Annotated in this window: 20 protein-coding genes; 10 read left to right on the top strand and 10 right to left on the bottom strand. The window is 68.9% G+C overall.

The window, feature by feature from the left end:
* Positions 1-142 precede the first annotated feature (142 nt).
* The 4 genes from ACFU95_RS02195 to ACFU95_RS02180 all read right to left on the bottom strand — a co-directional run bounded on the left by ACFU95_RS02195 (position 143) and on the right by ACFU95_RS02180 (position 2,711).
* The gene (locus tag ACFU95_RS02195; protein ID WP_383820393.1) at positions 143-385 is read right to left on the bottom strand and encodes a hypothetical protein; all 243 of its coding nucleotides are present in this window, start codon (positions 383-385) and stop codon (positions 143-145) included.
* 238 nt (positions 386-623) lie between these two features.
* A complete protein-coding gene (locus ACFU95_RS02190; protein ID WP_383820391.1) occupies positions 624-1,049 on the bottom strand; it encodes a hypothetical protein in 426 nt (141 codons plus the stop codon).
* Between the two features lie 25 nt (positions 1,050-1,074).
* The gene (locus ACFU95_RS02185; protein WP_383820388.1) at positions 1,075-1,440 is read right to left on the bottom strand and encodes a hypothetical protein; all 366 of its coding nucleotides are present in this window, start codon (positions 1,438-1,440) and stop codon (positions 1,075-1,077) included.
* Between the two features lie 14 nt (positions 1,441-1,454).
* On the bottom strand, positions 1,455-2,711 hold the full coding sequence (locus tag ACFU95_RS02180) for a helix-turn-helix transcriptional regulator (protein WP_383820385.1): 1,257 nt from the start codon (positions 2,709-2,711) through the stop codon (positions 1,455-1,457).
* 166 nt (positions 2,712-2,877) lie between these two features.
* Here ACFU95_RS02180 and ACFU95_RS02175 point away from each other — a divergent pair, with 166 nt between their 5' ends.
* The 6 genes from ACFU95_RS02175 to ACFU95_RS02150 all read left to right on the top strand — a co-directional run bounded on the left by ACFU95_RS02175 (position 2,878) and on the right by ACFU95_RS02150 (position 7,658).
* Complete coding sequence (locus ACFU95_RS02175; protein ID WP_383820383.1) at positions 2,878-3,249, top strand: hypothetical protein; 372 nt, start codon at positions 2,878-2,880, stop codon at positions 3,247-3,249.
* A 135-nt stretch (positions 3,250-3,384) separates the two neighbouring features.
* Complete coding sequence (locus ACFU95_RS02170; protein WP_383820381.1) at positions 3,385-3,513, top strand: hypothetical protein; 129 nt, start codon at positions 3,385-3,387, stop codon at positions 3,511-3,513.
* Positions 3,514-4,308: 795 nt separating this feature from the next.
* On the top strand, positions 4,309-5,427 hold the full coding sequence (locus ACFU95_RS02165; protein ID WP_383820380.1) for an asparagine synthase: 1,119 nt from the start codon (positions 4,309-4,311) through the stop codon (positions 5,425-5,427).
* Complete coding sequence (locus tag ACFU95_RS02160) at positions 5,424-6,173, top strand: class I SAM-dependent methyltransferase (RefSeq protein ID WP_383820377.1); 750 nt, start codon at positions 5,424-5,426, stop codon at positions 6,171-6,173. Before ACFU95_RS02165 ends, ACFU95_RS02160 begins: the two co-directional genes overlap by 4 nt.
* Before the next feature lie 111 nt (positions 6,174-6,284).
* Positions 6,285-6,974: a YdcF family protein gene (locus ACFU95_RS02155; RefSeq protein ID WP_383820373.1), complete on the top strand. Its 690-nt coding sequence runs from the start codon at positions 6,285-6,287 to the stop codon at positions 6,972-6,974.
* A gap of 129 nt (positions 6,975-7,103) precedes the next feature.
* The gene (locus ACFU95_RS02150) at positions 7,104-7,658 is read left to right on the top strand and encodes a flavoprotein (RefSeq protein WP_383820370.1); all 555 of its coding nucleotides are present in this window, start codon (positions 7,104-7,106) and stop codon (positions 7,656-7,658) included.
* Here the strand turns inward: ACFU95_RS02150 and ACFU95_RS02145 are convergent, their stop codons facing one another.
* From ACFU95_RS02145 to ACFU95_RS02125, 5 genes are all read right to left on the bottom strand, one after another.
* Positions 7,659-9,332 carry a mobilization protein gene (locus ACFU95_RS02145; protein ID WP_383820367.1) on the bottom strand — a complete coding sequence of 558 codons (1,674 nt, stop codon included), beginning with the start codon at positions 9,330-9,332 and terminating at the stop codon, positions 7,659-7,661. It abuts the gene before it with no gap.
* Entirely contained in the window at positions 9,329-9,778 is a 450-nt protein-coding gene (locus ACFU95_RS02140; RefSeq protein WP_383820364.1) for a plasmid mobilization protein, read from the bottom strand. The genes ACFU95_RS02145 and ACFU95_RS02140 overlap by 4 nt, the downstream gene beginning before the upstream one ends.
* Before the next feature lie 282 nt (positions 9,779-10,060).
* Complete coding sequence (locus ACFU95_RS02135) at positions 10,061-10,822, bottom strand: DUF2637 domain-containing protein (RefSeq protein ID WP_383820361.1); 762 nt, start codon at positions 10,820-10,822, stop codon at positions 10,061-10,063.
* 212 nt (positions 10,823-11,034) lie between these two features.
* A complete protein-coding gene (locus ACFU95_RS02130; protein ID WP_383820358.1) occupies positions 11,035-12,291 on the bottom strand; it encodes a DUF3631 domain-containing protein in 1,257 nt (418 codons plus the stop codon).
* A 141-nt stretch (positions 12,292-12,432) separates the two neighbouring features.
* Positions 12,433-12,681 (bottom strand): helix-turn-helix transcriptional regulator, encoded by a 249-nt coding sequence (locus tag ACFU95_RS02125; RefSeq protein WP_383820355.1) that lies wholly within the window; start codon positions 12,679-12,681, stop codon positions 12,433-12,435.
* A gap of 370 nt (positions 12,682-13,051) precedes the next feature.
* Here ACFU95_RS02125 and ACFU95_RS02120 point away from each other — a divergent pair, with 370 nt between their 5' ends.
* Together ACFU95_RS02120 and ACFU95_RS02115 are read left to right on the top strand one after the other, a co-directional pair.
* Positions 13,052-13,360: a helix-turn-helix domain-containing protein gene (locus ACFU95_RS02120; protein WP_383820352.1), complete on the top strand. Its 309-nt coding sequence runs from the start codon at positions 13,052-13,054 to the stop codon at positions 13,358-13,360.
* A 1-nt stretch (position 13,361) separates the two neighbouring features.
* Entirely contained in the window at positions 13,362-14,699 is a 1,338-nt protein-coding gene (locus ACFU95_RS02115; RefSeq protein ID WP_383820454.1) for a tyrosine-type recombinase/integrase, read from the top strand.
* A gap of 67 nt (positions 14,700-14,766) precedes the next feature.
* Here ACFU95_RS02115 and ACFU95_RS02110 read toward each other — a convergent pair whose 3' ends face one another.
* Positions 14,767-15,204 (bottom strand): hypothetical protein, encoded by a 438-nt coding sequence (locus ACFU95_RS02110; RefSeq protein WP_003974483.1) that lies wholly within the window; start codon positions 15,202-15,204, stop codon positions 14,767-14,769.
* Positions 15,205-15,830: 626 nt separating this feature from the next.
* Here ACFU95_RS02110 and hemL point away from each other — a divergent pair.
* Positions 15,831-17,150: a glutamate-1-semialdehyde 2,1-aminomutase gene (gene hemL / locus ACFU95_RS02105; protein WP_383820349.1), complete on the top strand. Its 1,320-nt coding sequence runs from the start codon at positions 15,831-15,833 to the stop codon at positions 17,148-17,150.
* Positions 17,147-17,917 carry a histidine phosphatase family protein gene (locus tag ACFU95_RS02100; protein WP_383820347.1) on the top strand — a complete coding sequence of 257 codons (771 nt, stop codon included), beginning with the start codon at positions 17,147-17,149 and terminating at the stop codon, positions 17,915-17,917. Before hemL ends, ACFU95_RS02100 begins: the two co-directional genes overlap by 4 nt.
* Positions 17,918-17,948: the final 31 nt, after the last annotated feature.

The raw sequence follows: 17,948 nt of genomic DNA, 5'->3' as shown, positions 1-17,948 counted from the left end.
GCCGAGCAGAACGATGAGTGGACCGAGGCCCGTCGCTACATGGGACTCGACCTCCTGGCCAAGGCCCGCCTCCACCCGATCGAGTCAGAAACCAGCGAGACCGACCTACCCACCGAACTCACCGCATAGCCTCAAAACGAGATCACCGAGTGGCCGTCAATACACCACTCCCGCGGACGTGACCGACGCACCACAGCGCCAAGTTGTTGGGAAGTGCCTTGTACTGCGCAGCGTTCATGCGGAAGAGCAGTGAGCACTCTGGGCATTGGCGCCCAAGAAAGCCTTCATCGTCGAGTGGGATGCTGACCTGCATCTCGTACGACGCGCCTTGGCGGCCGACGAGTTCGACACCCTCGGCCATCCTGAATCTGGGGTCGTTGCGCATGTGCCGATTGTGCCGCCTGACACTGACAATCGGTCCGGAGTGAAGGGAGCGATGGCTGCCTTTGCTCGCATGAATCTCCGTCAACGCCGATGCCCTGGGCGCGGCGTCCGCCAAGCGCTGATGGGATGTTGTGGGTAGCCATCACCCCGGGTGGCGTCGGTGCCACAGCACCAGCGGGCCCAGATGACCGATGCGCAGTTCCACGAGTCGAACGGAGCTGTCGCCTGGCTCGAAGCACCTAATGGTTCAAGGTCGGACGAACAACTGGAGTGATCCGAGTCCCTGTCGACTGTCCTGCTGCTTCGAGGAGGTCCTCCCAGTCCGTGTCGGACAGCCACGCTTTGCCCATGAGATGAGCAGTCCACAGGACAAGGTCTGCCCACGTCCTGCAACGGTGGACCTCGATCGCGTACGCGTTGGCGTTGGGGGCCGGGTCGCAGGCGACGTGGTGGACGTGCCAGCGGGCAGACTCCGGGTAGGTCATGAGGCTTTCCGCGGAGTAGCCGTGGATCCCCGGCGCCAGCCGTTGGCCTTCGAGCTGTTCCCAAGCACGTCTGTTGACCGTTGCCTGGTCGACCTCCGACATGTCGACCCAGAGACTGCCCTTGCCATCAGCGACCGGTTTCTTGCATGCGTCACAGATGGCGAGAAGCTCGTGCGTCAAGGCGTTCCCTCCAGCGGGTGCGCGGCTACTTCGAAGCGTCCTCGATGGCCTCGAAGATGTCGGCGTCGGTCTCCTTCTGCCAGTCGGGCAGGTCTGGCCAGTCGGCGACGTAGCCGGGCTTGGGGTCCTCGAAGTGCTTGTACATCTGGGCGGTCCAGCAGGTGGCGACGAAGCGGCTCTTCTGCTCGCGGGTGAGGCGGGAGGCGTGGCGGTCGCTGAGGTCGAGGAACTGTCGCACCTGGTCGAACACCGCGCCGGCGGCCTGTCGCTCCCACTCCGGGGTCTCTTCCCAAGGGGTGACGTAGCCGGGCTTGGGTTCGCCAGGGAAGTGCTTTCGAACGCCGGTGATCCAAGCCTCGCGGAACACGCGTGCGCCCTCGATCTGCGACATGCCTTCCCCTCTCGTCACGTCGTGCACAGTGCGTCGATCTCGGCGCCCAGTTCGACCACGCGGGCGTCGTGGGCGAGGGGGCCGAGGTCGGTTCGTAGCCCCTGGAGTTTACGGGCGACGTAGCCGGAGGACGTCGCTCGGGCGAGCTGCAGGGCCTCGCGGCCGTAGACGAGGACCTGGTCCGGGTCGTGGCGCTTCGCGCCGATGGAGGCGAGGTCGGTGAGGACGGCGCCGCGGCGCCGGAAGGACTGCCCGGAGGCGAGTACGTCCTGGCTCAAAGCAGTGATGAGGGCCTTCTCGGCGAGGTCGAGGCGGCCGAGCTGGAGGTAGCGGGCGCCGCGTTCCTCGGCGAGGCGGGAGCCGTCAAAGCGGAGCCAGCCGCCGTTGTGGAACGGGCCGCCCAGGTCCGTGACCTTCTCCGCCTCGTCCAAGGCGCGCTCGCAGGCGGACAGGTTCCCGAGTCCGGCATACGCCTCGGCCTGAACGGAGGCGACCCAGTAGCGGGTGGACAGGGAGCTGTCTCCTCGCCGCGCCACCCTCTCAGCCGCCGAGAGTGCGGTGGCGGCCTCGGCGTAACGCCGTTCGTAGAGGTCGAGGTAGGCGTGTCGGACCAGGGCGCATGCCCACAGGTCGTACGACTGGGCTTCCTTGCTGGCGGAGGCTGCGAGCGTGTAGGACGCGGCTGCGTCGGTGTAGCGGTTGCCGTCGAAGGCCAGTTCTCCGGCGAGCTGGAAGAGGTCGCCGGCCGCGCCGCACAGGGCCTGGGATTCAGTTGCCGGCTGGCCGTCGAGGGTGTCGTTGAGCGTGGTGAGCTGGTCGCGGACGATCGGGTACACGGAGCCTTTGGCGCGGGCGAGTTGGTACACCTGCCACAGGTGGCCGTTCATGCGGAGGAAGTCCTCGGACGTTCCGCGTCGCGCTCCGTCGGAGAGGGCGGCGCTCTCGTCGTCCGGGAGGGTCACCAAGGCGCTGGTGACGGCTATGGCGCGCAGAAACTGGCGTCGGATCATGTCGTCGAGGTCCCCTGAGCCGTGGTGGTCGCGAGGCGGCGACCCTGCCGACTCCGGACGGGCTGCTTGTGGCTGTCCCACCAGGGCGTCGAGTTCGTCAAGGTCGAGGTGCAGCAGCTCGGCCAGCCGTGGCCGTAACGGCGGTTGGGGTGTGGTGTTCCGAGTCTCCCAGCGCCCGATCGTGCGCCGGTCGACGCCGAGGGCGTGCGCGAGCTCTTCCTGACTGTAGCCCAGCGCCCTGCGCCGCTCCGCAAGCCCCATGCCGCCCCCTTTCCACGTTCCCGTCCGTGTCTACCCTGGCGGAGCTGATCTGTCCCATGAGTGTCCCAGGAGTGCCTCATGGATGCCGTGGTCCGCGCCAACCCGCTCCGGTTTTCTGGACGTTGTCAGCCATGACAACTGTGGACACCGGAGAAGGGGTGCGGGCATGGGAACGCAGAGCGCCACGTCGTCCGAGGCGGCGCAGCTCCCGATCGTCCTGGAGGCGGTCGACGAGAGCGTGGCCACGGCGCTGGCCGTCGGGCTGGCGGTGCCCGATCGCCCCGTGATCGAGGCGACGACCCGGGACCTGGTCAGCCACCTGAGAGCGCTGATGGCCGAGGACCTCGGCTTCGACGAGGACCCGGCCGTGCAGGCGCTGTTCCGGGAGGGCTACCGGGTCCTCGACCTGACGCGCCGGCCGACCGAGGAGTCCACCCAATTCGGTGCCTACCAGTACATGCGTGAAGTCGGCCTGCTGGCCAGGCGCTTCGCCGACGTCTACCGCGAGGCGCAGGAACAGGACGAAGCCGATGGCTGACGAAGCCCCCGTCGATCTGCCCATGCGCCCGCCCGGAGCGACCCTGCCTGAACAGGAGCGGGCAAGGCGCCTCTTCATCAGTCCACCCGGTCTTCCGCCCTTCGTCCGGCAACCCGAGAAGGGGCACCGCGAACAATGAAGAACAGCCGGCGCAACAACTTGCGCCATGGCCCCTATGGCTGGCGCCAGTGGCTGCTGTCTGCTCTGATCATCGCCTCCACCGCACCGGTCGGCTGCGCCTTCTGGTACTTCGACCGGTCCTAGCCCTCGACGGGCACTCACTGACTCCCGCTCTGGCCGCGCGAGCCCTCAGGAAGACCCGGTTCGCCACCGGGGCGGGCTCAACAACTCCCCAGCGGCCAGAGCGGGATCGCATCAGGCGGTGTCACCGGCGGCACCCTGCCGCCGTGGCAGCCCCTCGATGAGCTCCCGTCCCGGTCGCCGGTCTGCCCGCGGCCGGGGCGGGTCCAGGGCTCCGCACTTCGCGGGGCTTGTCCATTCACTCCGTAGGAGAGGAAAGGCCATGAACATCGACGAACTGTTCACCGGCGACCTGATCACCGGCGTCCCCAGCATGGACGCGGTGCTGCTCGACAAGATGCCCGGCGGTGGCGACAACAACGGCGACCACTGCAGCTGACCAGCCCGCGAACGCGGTGGAGCAGGGCCGAGCCCTGCTCCACCGCCCCATGACCGAGGGGGAAGCAGGTGCTTTCGTTTCGTGTGCGGCTGGCCGACACCCGGAGCACAGCCTGGCGCTGGGACACAGACCGGTGGGCCAGCGGGCAGAGCTGGATCAGACCCGCTCACGCGGCTGCCTTGGAAGCCGAGCTTGTGCCGGGCGATGGATCCGGCGTCTGTGCTCTGGTGAGGGAGGACAAAAGCGGGGAGGTCGACTTCACGTCCCTGCTCCTACGCCCGGACGAGGTTCAGGTCTCAGCGGGCGTGTTCGGCACCGCGCCGCTGTATCTGGTAGCGGTCGGGGAAGACCTGTACGGCTCATGGGACTTGGCCGACCTACGGCCTCACCTGGGACTTGACCAACTCAATCCCCGGGCCATGGCGCGCACCTTGACCCGCCGGCACCGCTACAGCGCCGACACTCTGTTTGACGGGGTGTACCGGCTCACGGAACGGGCCACGGCCGTCTTCACGACCGCGGGACTCACGATCCTCTACCCCGAGCCCGCCCAGCACGTACTGGAACCCCGAAGGCTGCGACCGGGTGTTCACCCGGTGGACGTGTTTGATGCGTTGCTGATTGAGGTTGTGGCCGGGTGGCGTTCTACGGTGAGCTGCGTCGGCGTCGAGGTGTCCGGCGGGGCTGACTCGGGCAACGTGACTCTCTCCGCCGCAGCCGGCTTCGGCTCCGTCCGCACATTCGGGCTGCTCATGGGCGGCCGGGGCGGTCGGCTTCAGCAAGACCGACGTCGCATGCTGGTGGATCACCTGGGGCTGCGGGACACCGCCGTCCCGGCCATGCAGCACCCGCCGTTCGTGCCCGGTGGGGTACGGGAGCGCGGATTGCCGCACGACCCGGCAGGAGCCTTCTACCAGGAGGCGTTCGACGTCTTGCGCGGGCACGTGGCCGCCCACGGTTGCGAGGTGGTCTTCACGGGCGGTGGCGGGGATGAGGTCAATGCCTGCCACTCCCGTACGGGTGCCGAACTCCCCGCGGCAGAGCCCATCCCTTGGCTCGGGGACAAGGCCATCGAGGCCCTGGCCCAAGTGGACGAGAACCTCGCCCCCATCCCAGTGCTCCCGGTACCCACGCTCATGGCCTTCGGCCTGCACAACCCGGCCTACCTGAGACTCGGAATCTGGCCGGTGGCTCCGCTCGTACACCCCCGAATGGTCCGCTTCATGGAGCAACTGCCACACGAGCACAAGCAGGGCAAGACGATGTTCCGCGACCGCCTGCGGCGTGCCGGACTGCCCGAGTCCGTCGCGGCCCCGAACGAACCGGAGAACTTCCTCGCGGTCATGGAGTCGGGCCTGCGCAGATACGGCCTCCCCCTCCTGGACGACATGCTCCGCGAGTCACTGCTGGTCGACCTCGGCTACGTTGATCCCGTCGCCCTGGCCCAGGCCCGGGAGCACGCGGAGCGAGCCCCCGTGGTGCCTGACCTGCTGTGCGACACACTCGCCCTGGAAGTCGGACTCCGGAGCCTTGCATGAGCAGCCTGGACATCGTGGAGGCGGAACGCCTCGAAGCGTCGAACCTCTTCTACCGGGACCCCACGCTGTACGACAGCGTGCAGGCCGACAGCGACAGCGCGAGAATCTGCCGGGAACTCGTCGACCGGCACTGCCCACAAGCCCGCACACTGCTGGACTTCGGCTGCGGCACCGGCAGGGACCTGGACCTGCTGGCCCGGCGCTTCGACTGCATCGGCGTTGATCTTCAGCCCGGCCTGGTCGACTACGCACGCCATACGCGCCCCGAACTCGACTTCCGGGTCGGGGACATGCGCACCGTCCGACTTGGCCACACCGCCGACGTCCTGGTGTGTCTGGGCAACTCTCTCGCCTACCTGCACGACAACGCTGACGTCCGGGCAGCGTTCCAGACCTTCGCCGCACACGCGCACCCGGGCACCCTGCTCGTCCTGTGCTCACCGGTAGCCCCGATCGAGTCTCCGAGCCCTCAACATGCCCGCGTAGAGACCCGCCTCGGGGCCGCCACAGTGACCATCAGCTACCAATGGGACCTGCGGACACAGATCAACACCATGCGTCGGCACTGGGTGTTCGACTCGGGCGAAGAGTGCCACGATGCCATCCGGCGGCGTGTTCTCGGCCCTCGCGAACTGGAGCTGCACGCGCTCCTCGCCGGTTTCGAGGTCCTTGAGATTGTCAACGAAACCGGCGCACTGCCTGTCCTGGGTCCAGGCGCCTACACGGTGGCTCGCTATCAGGGGTGAGGCTCCGGCCAATGCCGCCGAGGCATGGCGGGAAGGAAACGGGGTCGCCCTCCAGCACGTGCTGAACCCCCAACCGCACAGCATCGAGGGCATCCGAAAGGACCAGCAGGTATGAGCCAGGGAGTGCCGGTGCCGCACAACGAACAGCGCCAGATCACCGACGAGCAATTCCACGACGCGGTGCTGATCTGGGACTACCACCGGATGGGCCATGAGCGGCGGTCCTGCTCCGCGGCGATCGGCCTGGGCAGCCACGACCTGGGCGTGGCCACCACTGCCGTCGCTCTCTACCGCGCCGGTTTCTTTCCGGTCGTGGTCTTCAGCGGCGGAAACAGCCCCACCACCCGTGCCCGCTTTCCCCGCGGCGAGGCCGTCCACTACCGCGAGCACGCCCTGAGCCTGGGCGTGCCGAACGAGGCAATCCTGGTCGAGCCGAAGGCCGCCAACACCGGCCAGAACATCACCTTCTCCCGCGAGCTGCTGACCGAAGCTGGGGTGGAGGTGCAGTCGCTGCTGCTGATCTCCAAGCCGTACATGGAGCGCCGCTCGTACGCGACCTGCCGCCAGCTGTGGCCCGAGGCCGATGTCGTATGCGCCTCCGAGCCAATGGAGTTGGACGACTACATCAAGTCGATCGGCGACGAAAAGCTCGTCGTCGACATGCTCGTCGGTGACCTGCAACGGGTGATCGAGTACCCGAAGCTCGGTTTCGCCGTTGAGCAGGTCGTCCCAGGGGATGTCCATGACGCTTACGAGCGCCTCCTGGGCGCCGGCTTCGACAGCCGCCTCATCAGCACCTGAGCCGCAGCCTGCCTCGGGCCGCCGGGCGGGGCGCGGCATTGCCAGCTTTGCGGCCGCCTTGCGTCCCTCGACGATCGAAAGGGAATCGTCTGGCCGCCTAAGGGATGCTCACCGCCTTGGAGTTCACGCGTGACCGAGCAGATTCTTTCGGGCAAGAAGCCCTTCCTCTACATTGTCGTCTGTGCGGCCGGAGTTGCCGGCGACGTCGGCAGGCTGATCACCGCCGCGCAGGAGCGGCACTGGGACGTAGGCGTAATTGCCACTCCGCAAGGGTTGGGCTTCCTCGACGCCGAGGCGATCGAGGCCCAGACCGGCTATCCGATCCGCTCGGCCTGGCGCACGCCCGGTGAGGCACGTCCGCTGCCGCCCGCGGGCGCGATCGCCGTCGCGCCGGCCACCTTCAACACGGTCAACAAGTGGGCCGCCGGCATCTGCGACACGCTCGCCCTGGGCATCCTGTGCGAGGCGTACGGCATGGGCATCCCGACCGCTGTCCTGCCCTACCTGAACTCGGCCCAGGCCGCCCACCCCGCCTACCGCCGGAGTCTGGAGCACCTGCGCGAGATGGGCGTCCTGATCGGCTCGTACGAGCCCCACAAGCCCAAGGCCGGCGGAGGCGCCGACCGATATCGGTGGGAGGAGGCATTGGAACTCCTCGGCCCTGTGGTGTCCGTAGCGACGTGATCAGCGCTGGTGTCCCTTGGCCTCCGGAAAGAACGGCGGCGTGGCCGGGCGCTGCACGGTGTGGCGGGCGTTGGCTGCCTGTGCCTGTGGGCCGGGTGCGTGGCGCTGGCCGAGGCGATGGATGCGCCAGGTCAGGGCGCGCGCAGGGCTGCGGGCGTCCTCCAACGTGCGTTGGCGGGCGGCCTGGTCGAGGAGGGCGGAGGCATTGTGGCCTGCCGCCTCCGCTTCAGCGAGCACCGTGGCCAGGGCATCCCAGGCACGGTCGTTGAGGATGCGCGCGGCGTGCTTTGGAACCGACTCCTGGAGGTGGTGGGCATAGCGGCGCTTGCTCTGCAGACCGGGTGAGCGGTGGGCCAGCCCCACCAAGACGGGTTCCGCGACCTGCGCGTACGCCGCTTGCAAATGGACCAGAGCCTGTTCTGCTGCCGCTTCCTGCTGGGCGTGCTGGCGGGTGCGGTGCCAGTGCACGGCGTAGGCGACGGCGGTGAGCGCGGCGTCGATCAGCATCGCCAGTCCGGCACCTTCCCCGTGGCGTACGGGGTCGTTCCAGATCGCCTGGACGCTGCGGCGCAGGGCACGGGCACTGGCGTGGTCGGCGGCGATGCGGGAGCGAGCGGCCCGCTCGAATGCCGCGGCGGCTCGTTCCAGCTCGGCCCGTGCTGCGGCCGGGGCAGTGAGGGAGAGCAGGTCGAGTGCTCCACCGAGTGCGGCCAGCTGGCCCTGGGCGACCCCGTCGTCACTGCGGGTAAGGTGGTGGGGGATGCGTTCGGCGGCGGCGGTGGCCTGGTGCCAGGGGTTGCCCGGCTGGACGGTGACCGGGTCGAGAGCGGTCGTCGCGAGGCGCTTTCGGACCTGGGGCAGGGAGAGGTCGCCGGAGAGAGTGGAATCGGCGTACCAGATGGGTTCGCCCTGCTTGTTGACGTCGCCGGGCAGGCTGACGCTGTAGCCGGACACATCTCCCGACGGCTCTGTCTTCGGCCGCACCACCACGCCGGACGCTTCCAGTAGGACGAAGAACTGGGTCTCCGTAGAGGCGGCGGCCATCGCGCGGCGGACGCGCCGCCGCAGGATCTCGCGAGAGGTGGCGTCCTGGCCCAGGCGCTTGGACTTGAAGTGTTCCTTGCTGGTGGGGCGTTTGGCGGCGGTGCCGTCGCCGGGCTTCAACCGTCTCAGCCCGTAGTCCACTTCGATCTGGCGGGCTTCGCGCTGGACGGCCCGGATGTCGTAGTCCCGGCGGGGGCGGCGGCCGTCTTGGCGGACGAGCGTGGCGGCGATGTGGATGTGGTCGTCGGCGTGGCGCACGGCCACCCAGCGGCAGGCTTCGGTGTCTCCGGCGGGGGCGATGCCGGCGGCGGCCACGATTCGGCGGGCGATCTCTGCCCACTGGGCGTCGGACAGGATGGGGTCCTCGGGGGCGGCGCGGACCGGGCAGTGCCAGACCGTGGTCTTCGGGGCCTGGCGGCCGAGCATGGCCACCGGCTGGTCGAGCTGGGTGTAGAGCTGCTTTTCCACCTCTTTCGGGTCGCGGTGGGGGCTGCGGCCGGGGTCGGGGGCGAAGTCGTTCCAGGAGGCGACCAGGTGGGGGTCGACGTGTTCGTTGGCGTCGCCCTTGCCGAAGAGGTAGGCGATCAGACGGCGGGTGCTGCCCTTGCCGGTGATGATCTTCGGTATCACCGGTCCTGCCTTCCCTCGGTGACCTGGGCGACGGCGGTGTCCACGTCGGCGATCGACGTTTCGATGCGGGCCAGGAGCCGGTGGACGGCGTCCGGCTCGGGCCAGGCGCCGTCCTTGTTGAGGTGCCAGGTGAGCTGGTTGAGGTTGTTGCCGATCATGCCGAGCTGGCGGTTGGCGGCCATCAGTGCCTTCACCATGGCGCGGTAGTCGGCGATCGCGGCGGTGGGGTTTTCGGCGCGGGCGGCGGCGAGCGACGCCTCGGCGACGTAGCCGCCGATCTGCATACGGCTGAGACCGGCGGCGTGGGCGAGGTCGGTGAACTCGCTGTCGCTGTAGCGGGGGTGGACGCGGCGCTCGCGTAGGCGCGGCTGACGCAGGCGGCGCTGCGGCGTCGGCGTCTGCGTGGCGTGCGGCGACGGTCTGGTGGCTCCCGTCTCGGTCGGCACCCTCGGGCCGGCCGACCTCGATGCCCCCTCGGCGCCGGGTGCCTCCGCCACCTGAGGGGCGGAGGTCGGGTAAGGACTCCTTACCCGACAACTTGCTGCGCTGTTGAGGTCGGTGGTCATCTCCGGCTGGGGGGTGGGCAGTTCGTGGTGTGGGTCGTGCATGGGGGGTTCTCCGGGGGTGCTTGGGTGTCGGGTGCTTCGCTGTGCGCGGCCCCGTGTCCCCGCGCTCGGCTGCACGGGGAGACGGGGTGAGCCCGTGAGGGCGGCGGGGCGAACGCCGGGTCAGGCGGCGCTGGCAGGGGCCTCGTCGAGTTCCCTGTGCTGCGGGGAGGCGGCTTCGTCGAGTTCGACCTGAAGGATGCCCTTGAGCCTGTCTGCCTCCGTCCTGCCGATGGTCAAGTCCCTGCTGCGGAAGGTGGCTTCGATGTGGCGGCGCGAGGCGCGGCCCTTGCGTCCCAGTCGTGCGGTGCGCGCGAGGGCAAGGCGTTCGGGAGAGATTTCGCGGGGCTCGTGATCCTCCGGCGCAACGGAGGATTGCGGGTCCTCAGCCACTTCGGTGGTATCCGAAGCCACGTCGGCAGCCTCCCGCGCCACATCGGCGGGACCGTAAGCAGCTGGGTGGCGGTGGACGACGAGATAGAGGTGGACCGCGCCGGCCAGGGCGAGTGGGGCGATGGCAGACAGGGCGCCGACGGTGAAGTCGTCCAGGCGGAGGCCGTCACCTTGGCGGGTCTGCTGGTTGAGGCGGACGGCATGCAGGGCGTTGGCCCAGATACTCGTCACGGTTGCGGCGCCGACGAGTGTCCATACGTAGGCGCGGGACCATGCCGAGGCGGCGCGCAGCATCACGAGGGCGCCGACGCCGATGGCGATGAACCCGTCGATCACGAGCGGGAAGGCGAAGGTGAGCAGCCCGCGGATGTGGATGGCGACGGCCATCTGCCGCAGGGCGTCGTAGGAGAGAGCGAAGGCGAACACGGCGAGCAGGGCGATGCCGAAGCGGATTGCGTCGGTGCCACGTATGGCGGTGATGCGGACAAGCAAGCGGGGTACTCCAGGTGGGCTTGAGGGCGGCGGCCACAGCGCGGGGAAGGGCAAGGCCAGGCCGCCGTGAGGTGTGATGTCTCGTACCACTCGTCGCGTGCCTGGTCAGAGCAGGTACGAGTGGGCTGGTGATGTCGAGACGACTCGTTGCGGGCCGTTCACTCGTCCCCGCGCTGACCTGGGCGGGGACGAGTGCGACGAGACACGTCGGGTCAGGCTGCGGTGCCGGGAGGGAGCTCGGCCGCCGGTGCCGGTTGGGGGCAGTAACGGGCCCAGGTGTCGAGGAATTGGTTGCGGGCGAAGCCCTTGGCCTGGGTGCCGTCGGGGAAGCGGCGGTTGGCCGAGCTGATGCCGTAGGGCTGTAGCAGCAGTTGCAGGCCGCGCGGGGTCAGGCCGTTGGCGCCGTACTCCGCCCACGGGGCTTCCTTGTCCGCGTTGAGGTGTTCCAGCAGGCGCCTGGTGCCCAGCACGGCCGGGTCGTTCTCGGCGGCGAAGGCGCGGCGGATGCCGACCAGGAGGCGGGTGCGTAGGCCGCCTTCCTCGTCCTGGCCGGCCTCGTAGTCGGTCATGACGCGGCAGGCGGTGCGGGCGAGAGCGGGCCAGTCGTCCCCGGCGAGGTCGGCGATGACCACCAGGGGTTCCCAGGTGTCGGCCGCGCGGTCCTCGACCGGCATGGGCGGCTCCATCTCCAGCGCCCGCTGGTACAGCGGCTGGAGCCAGGCGGAGAGCCGGTCGCGGATCGTGTGCAGGGCTGGGGTATCCCGGGTGGTGCGGAAGGCCGCGACCTTCTCGCCCGCCGCCCGGCGCCGCATCCGGATGACCACCGCCCGGTCCATCACCGTGTCCGGCAGATCGCCGATCCCGGCGAGCGCCGCCATGGCGAAGGTGGGGAACGCGGTGGGCTTGTGCTCGGGCCCAGTCACCCGCAGCGTGGGCCGGTTGCGCTGATGCCCGGCGTTGATCAGGCCGCGCACCTCCTCGTTCTTCTCCGCCGCCTTGACGGTGCTGAAGAGGGTGTCGGCTTCGTCGACCAGGAGGCTGGGCGGGTCCTCGTCGTCGATCGAGCGGAAGATCGCGGCGGGGCTGGCGTTGACCGTGATCAGGGGGTTGCGCACGGTCTCGGTGATCACGTCCAGCAGCCGTGACTTGCCGCACCGCTTCTCCGGCGCCACGATCGCCAGCCGCGGCGCGTGCTGCCACGCTCGCTGCAGATGCGTCGCCGCGATCCACAGCGTGACTGCGGTCAGGGACTCCTCACTCGGCATCACCACGTACCGCTTGATCTGCGCTCGCAGGTCGGCCAGGATCTGCGCGCCCTCGGGCAGCAACACGGCCGCGGGCGCGTCGTCGCGGTGCCCGTCCGGGGGAGGCGCGGCGAGGATGGCCGGCTGGCCGGGGACGGCGACGACCGGCGGCTCGTTGGGCGTCGAGGACGAGGTGGAGGCGGGGAAGGACATAGGTTCGTCCACAGGCGTTCCTCTCTGGTGGGCCGGACGGGCAAGGCCCGGCCGCACCGGATCGATCGTTCGGGCAAGGGCGATGAGGCAGGGACTCCCGCGGCTGGCGGCGGTGGCTCACCGTCAGCCGCTTTGCTGTCCCCGGCCGGGGTCTCAGACCGCGAGGTCGTACGTGGCCTGGGCGTTCAGCCAGGCGTCCACCTCGGGCCAGCGGTAGCGCAGGTGGCGGCCGACCTTGTGGACGTTGGGGCCGATGCCCCGGTACTTCCACTGGTAGAGGGTCTTCACCGGCACCCCGAGGTACGCGGCGACCTCCGCGGGGGTGGCCAGCGGACCGCGCCCGGTCGCAGCGGCAGAGGCGGTGGTGGGGGTGCGGGTGTGGCGGGCGGAAGAGCTCGGCACAGGGCTCCTTTTTCGGTATCGGACATTCGGGCCTGGACAACACAGCCACACCTTCGGCGAAGAAGTCCAGTGTTAGCTCTGAAACTCCGTACAACTTCTCGGTGTGGCCGGTGATGTCAAAACAGTAGGGGCGGATCCCCGGTTGCCGAAATCGCTATCGGCGGGGCCCAGAATTCCCGCACCCTGCTCTAGCGAGGGCAAGTTTGCTGTTCAGGGCACCCGTCGACCTGGCAGCATCAGGTTGGGGGGCACCTTCACCGCGGCCCCGATTACTCTCGAAAAATGGAATAGTGACAGCAGCGGCAACTTTTCTTGAGTGCTTGATCAAGCTATTGCCATGGCGGCCAATTGCAAGCTACATCTGTCTGTCATGCCAAACCGACCTGTAGAAATGGGCCCCGCCGGCCTGCACGCCGCCCGCGCCATCGAGCACCTACGTCTCGCGCGCGGCCTGACCCAACAGCAACTAGCCGCCCGCTGCACCGCACTGGGCCGCCCCATGACCAACACGGCCCTCAGCCGCACCGAGCGCGCCCGCCGCCGCTGTGACATCGACGACCTCGTCGTGATCGCCATCGCACTCGGCATCTCCCCCGCGGTCCTCCTACCCGTGGAGCCGGCGGTGTCCCACACCGCACCAAAGACCCTCAACCGCCTCCAGGAGGCCCTTCTTGGCTGACGTGTACGACCGCTGGCACAAGTCCCACCCCAAGCCCGCCGAGGCCGAGTGCGGCGAACACAAGAGCCGTACGAAGCGGATGGTCCCCACCGCCGACCACGGCATCGGCAAGCGCTGGCAGGTCCGTTACCGCGACCTTGATGGCCATCAGCGCAAGGAGAACTTCAACACGAAGGCCGAGGCGGACAACCGCGCCGCCGAGGTCGACGTCGAGATCCGACGCGGCTCCTACGTCGTCCCGGCCGAGACGAAGCAGACGCTCGGCGCCTACGCACAGAAGTGGCTCGACGCGAACTCCGTCGGCCCGACGACCGCACTCCGCTACGAGGCGACGGTCCGCAACCACATCGTCGAGCACCTCGGCCGACGCGAGCTGCGGTCCCTCAACCATCCCTCGATCATTCAGGGTTGGATTCGCACGCTCCAGGACGCCGAACTGGAGGTATCAACGATCGAGGGCATCTTCGACATCCTCTCCAGCATCCTCGGCATGGCCGTGGAGGACGGGCTGCTGCCGAAGAACCCCTGCAAGGCGAAGTCGGTCAAGCTGCCGACGGCGACCAAGAAGAAGATCATCCCTTGGTCGTTGGAGCGCGTACTCGCCGTCATAGCCGGTCTGCCGGAGCGCTTCCAGGCGGGAGGCAAACTCGCCTTCGGCTGTGGCCTGCGCCAGGGCGAGGTGTTCGGCTTCGCCGTCGAGGACATCGACTTCAAGGGCGGCTGGATCCACGTCAACCGGCAGGTGCGGCTCGTCGGCACGAAGGCCGTCTTCGCCCTGCCCAAGGGCAACAAGATCCGCTCGGTGCCCCTATCCGCCCAGCTCGCCGCCGCTCTCAAGGCGCACATGAAGGACTTCCCGGCGGTCGGTGTCACCCTGCCCTGGGCCAAGCCGGACGGCGAACCGAAGACCTTCCGCCTCCTCTTCGTGGACGAGAAGAGCCGGGCCTACAACCGCAGCGTCTTCAACATGGGCGACTGGAAGCGCGCCCTGGCTGCCGCCGGAGTGATCCCACCCCGCGAGCGCGGCGCGCGCTACCTCCAGGCGGCCCCGGAAGACGGCATGCACGCCCTCAGGCACGCGTACGCCTCCGTGCTCCTAGACGCGGGGGAGAGCATCAAGGCGCTCTCCGAATACCTCGGCCACTCGGACCCCGGCTTCACGCTGCGGACGTACACGCACCTGCTGCCGTCCAGCGAAACCCGCACCCGCAAGGCGATCGACGATGCCTTCACAGAGACGGAAGCCGAGGCGAAAGACGACGACGACCCGCCCGCCACCCAGGGCACATCAGCACCCCCAGCAAAACCAATGTGCCCTCAATGTGCCCTGGCCGCTTGACGGCCCCTCCCCGGCACCAAAAAGGGCGAGGCCCGAAGACCCCGCCCGAATCCCCCGCAACTCCAGCTCAGGGCCACACCAGGCAATAAGGCTGATGCCCCGCCTCATGCAACCGATGGCTGAAGTCCTGCCACTCATGCAGCAGTTGATAGACGTTGAACGCGTCCCGGGGGCCGCCCCGGTCCGGCACCGTCGACCAGATGAAGGCGGCCGCGCCCACCGCTTCCTCTCCTATGCCCCGCAGGGGATCGACCACCGTCATCGGCAGCTTGACCACCGCGTAGTCGGGGTGCAGGACGACCAGCTCCAGGGGTGGGACCTTGTGCAGGGGGACGCCCTCGATGCCCGTGAGGACCATCGCGGCCATCGTCTCCGGCTTGATCTTGGTGAACATGCCGTTCATGCCGAGCTCGTCGCCGCCGAGTTCTTCGGGGCGCATCGAGATCGGGACGCGGGCCGCGGTCGCGCCGTCGGGCGCGCCGAAGTACTTGTACGTCACCCCCACCCGACCACCATTCCCGCTCGCCCTCAGCCGATCACGATCGCTGCGTTCGCTGCGTCGGTCGGCCCGCTCTGACTCGTTCGGTACACCCGGCATATCCGGTACTACGTGTCCCTGACGTGCTTCGTTCGAATCCTCCGCGTCGCGCCGGTGCCTTCCCCGCCGGGCACGTCGAGGACCCAGGTCATCAGTCCCCTCGCCCAGTCCGCCACCGCGATGCATATCTCCACCCGACTGCTTTTCTAGGACGCGTGGCGCCCGCCGCGCAACCCGATCATCGTGTCAGTGACCTCCCCCACGGCCGCCCGCCGAAACGTGCGCTGAAACACCTGTCCGCAGGATCTTTTCAGTCCCCGACCATCACGCCCCGCATGAGCTGTGTGTATCACGCCCAGTCTCGCAGATCGCCGGGGGAGGGCCGCCGGGAAGCGGAGACCGGTGAGGTCCGCCGGGTGCCGGTGGAGACCGGTCGCCCAGGCCGGCGGCCGTCCCGCCACCGGCCGGCAGCCCTTCCGGCACCGGCTCCCTGCCGGCCCCCGCTGCCGTCCCGCTGCCGTCATCCCCCGCTGGCCTACCCTGAGGAGGTCACTGACAATCGGAGCCCGAGAAGGTCGGAGAAGTCGCAGGCCATGAGCGAATCGCCCTATCCATACGAAGCACCAGCCTCGCAGGCGCTGTTCGACCGTGCGGCCGTCGTCACACCCGGCGGCGTGAACTCCCCGGTACGCGCCTTCCGTGCCGTGGGTGGTACGCCCCGGTTCATGGTGTCCGGTACCGGTCCGTACCTGACCGACGCCGACGGACGTGAGTACGTCGACCTCGTCTGCTCCTGGGGACCCATGATCCTCGGGCACTCCCACCCGGACGTGATCGCCGCCGTCCAGGACGCCGTCTCCCGCGGTACCTCCTTCGGTACGCCCGGTGCGGGCGAGGTCGCGCTCGCCGAGGAGATGGTCGACCGGATCGAGCCGCTGGAGCAGGTGCGGCTCGTCTCCAGCGGGACCGAGGCCACCATGTCGGCCATCCGGCTCGCCCGCGGGTTCACCCAGCGGTCCAAGGTGATCAAGTTCGCCGGGTGCTATCACGGGCATGTCGATTCGCTGCTCGCCGCGGCCGGGTCCGGGGTCGCCACCTTCGCTCTGCCCGACACCCCCGGCGTCACCGGTGCCCAGGCCGGCGACACCATCGTGCTGCCGTACAACGACCTCGAATCCGTCCACGAGGCGTTCCACCGCTTCCCCGGTGAGATCGCCTGCCTCATCACCGAGGCCTCGCCCGGCAACATGGGTGTCGTCCCGCCGCGCCCCGGTTTCAACGAGGGGCTGAAGGACGCCTGCCGGAAGAACGGCGCCCTCTACATCTCCGACGAGGTCATGACCGGCTTCCGGACCAGCCGCGCCGGGTGGTACGGCGTCGACGGGGTCAAGCCCGACCTCATGACCTTCGGCAAGGTGATGGGAGGCGGCTTCCCGGCCGCCGCCTTCGGCGGTCGCGCCGATGTGATGGCCCACCTCGCCCCGGCCGGACCCGTGTACCAGGCAGGCACCCTGTCCGGGAACCCGGTCGCCACCGCCGCGGGCCTCGCCCAGCTGCGGCTCCTCGACGAGGCCGCGTACGACACCGTCAACGCGGTCTCCGCGCAGATCCAGTCCCTCGTCACCGAGGCCCTCACCAAGGAAGGCGTCGCGCACCGGCTGCAGAACGCCTCCAACATGTTCTCCGTCTTCTTCACGGACCGGGAAGTGCGCAACTACGAGGACGCCAAGCGCCAGGAGTCCTTCCGCTTCACCGCCTTCTTCCACTCGATGCTGGCGCAGGGCGTCTATCTGCCGCCCTCGTCCTTCGAGTCCTGGTTCGTGTCCACGACCCACGACGAGCAGGCCGTCCAGCGGATCGCCGACGCCCTCCCGGCGGCGGCCCGAGCGGCGGCGGAGGCCACGGCGGCATGAGCGACGGCATCCACGACAACGACGGCGGCAGTGAGAACGACGGCGTGAACACCAGCGGGAACACGGGCGAGAGCAAGAGCGGCTACGTGAGCGACAGCGACGTCACCGTCGTCCACGTCCTGCGGCACGGCGAGGTCGCCAACCCGGACGGGATCCTCTACGGCCGTCTCGCCGGGTACCACCTCTCGGAGCTCGGGCGCCAGATGGCCGACCGGGTCGCCGAGCATCTCGCCTCCCGTGACGTGACGTACGTCTGCGCCTCCCCGCTGGAGCGGGCGCAGGAGACCGCGACGCCCATCGCCAAGGCGCACGGGCTGGACCTCGCGACCGACGCGCGGCTCATCGAGGCCGACAACGTCTTCCAGGGCAAGACCTTCGGGGTGGGGGACGGGGCCCTCAAGAAGCCGGAGAACTGGAAGCACCTCGTCAACCCCTTCAAGCCGTCCTGGGGCGAGCCGTACGTCGACCAGGTCATCCGCATGATGGGCGCGCTCGGCTCCGCCAAGGACGCCGCGCGGGGGCACGAGGCCGTGCTGGTCAGCCATCAGCTGCCGATCTGGATCGTGCGGAGCTATGTGGAGAAGCGGCGGCTGTGGCACGACCCGCGCAAGCGGCAGTGCACGCTCGCGTCCCTGACGAGCTTCACGTACCAGGGCGACAGGATCGTGTCCGTCGGCTACAGCGAGCCGGCCATCGACCTCGTCCCCGCCCATCTCCGCGCCGGTGCCAAGCCGGTGAAGGGGAAGGACAAGGCCTTCGGCGCCTAAGACACGTTTGTGACATTTGTTGCCAATCCTC

The organism is Streptomyces sp. NPDC057623, from assembly GCF_042800355.1.
Classification (GTDB): Bacteria; Actinomycetota; Actinomycetes; order Streptomycetales; family Streptomycetaceae; genus Streptomyces.
Note: the sequence above shows the minus strand (reverse complement) of the source record. Positions and strands in the feature narration are given on the sequence as shown.

Excerpts from the sequence above, each read along its gene's own strand:
- hemL (WP_383820349.1), top strand. The coding sequence starts at position 15,831 with ATGAGCGAATCGCCCTATCCATACGAAGCACCAGCCTCGCAGGCGCTG.
- ACFU95_RS02185 (WP_383820388.1), bottom strand. The coding sequence starts at position 1,440 with ATGTCGCAGATCGAGGGCGCACGCGTGTTCCGCGAGGCTTGGATCACC.
- ACFU95_RS02120 (WP_383820352.1), top strand. The coding sequence starts at position 13,052 with ATGCCAAACCGACCTGTAGAAATGGGCCCCGCCGGCCTGCACGCCGCC.
- ACFU95_RS02100 (WP_383820347.1), top strand. The coding sequence starts at position 17,147 with ATGAGCGACGGCATCCACGACAACGACGGCGGCAGTGAGAACGACGGC.
- ACFU95_RS02170 (WP_383820381.1), top strand. The coding sequence starts at position 3,385 with ATGAAGAACAGCCGGCGCAACAACTTGCGCCATGGCCCCTATGGCTGG.
- ACFU95_RS02195 (WP_383820393.1), bottom strand. The coding sequence starts at position 385 with ATGCGCAACGACCCCAGATTCAGGATGGCCGAGGGTGTCGAACTCGTC.
- ACFU95_RS02155 (WP_383820373.1), top strand. The coding sequence starts at position 6,285 with ATGAGCCAGGGAGTGCCGGTGCCGCACAACGAACAGCGCCAGATCACC.
- ACFU95_RS02175 (WP_383820383.1), top strand. The coding sequence starts at position 2,878 with ATGGGAACGCAGAGCGCCACGTCGTCCGAGGCGGCGCAGCTCCCGATC.
- ACFU95_RS02180 (WP_383820385.1), bottom strand. The coding sequence starts at position 2,711 with ATGGGGCTTGCGGAGCGGCGCAGGGCGCTGGGCTACAGTCAGGAAGAG.
- ACFU95_RS02160 (WP_383820377.1), top strand. The coding sequence starts at position 5,424 with ATGAGCAGCCTGGACATCGTGGAGGCGGAACGCCTCGAAGCGTCGAAC.
- ACFU95_RS02165 (WP_383820380.1), top strand. The coding sequence starts at position 4,309 with ATGGCGCGCACCTTGACCCGCCGGCACCGCTACAGCGCCGACACTCTG.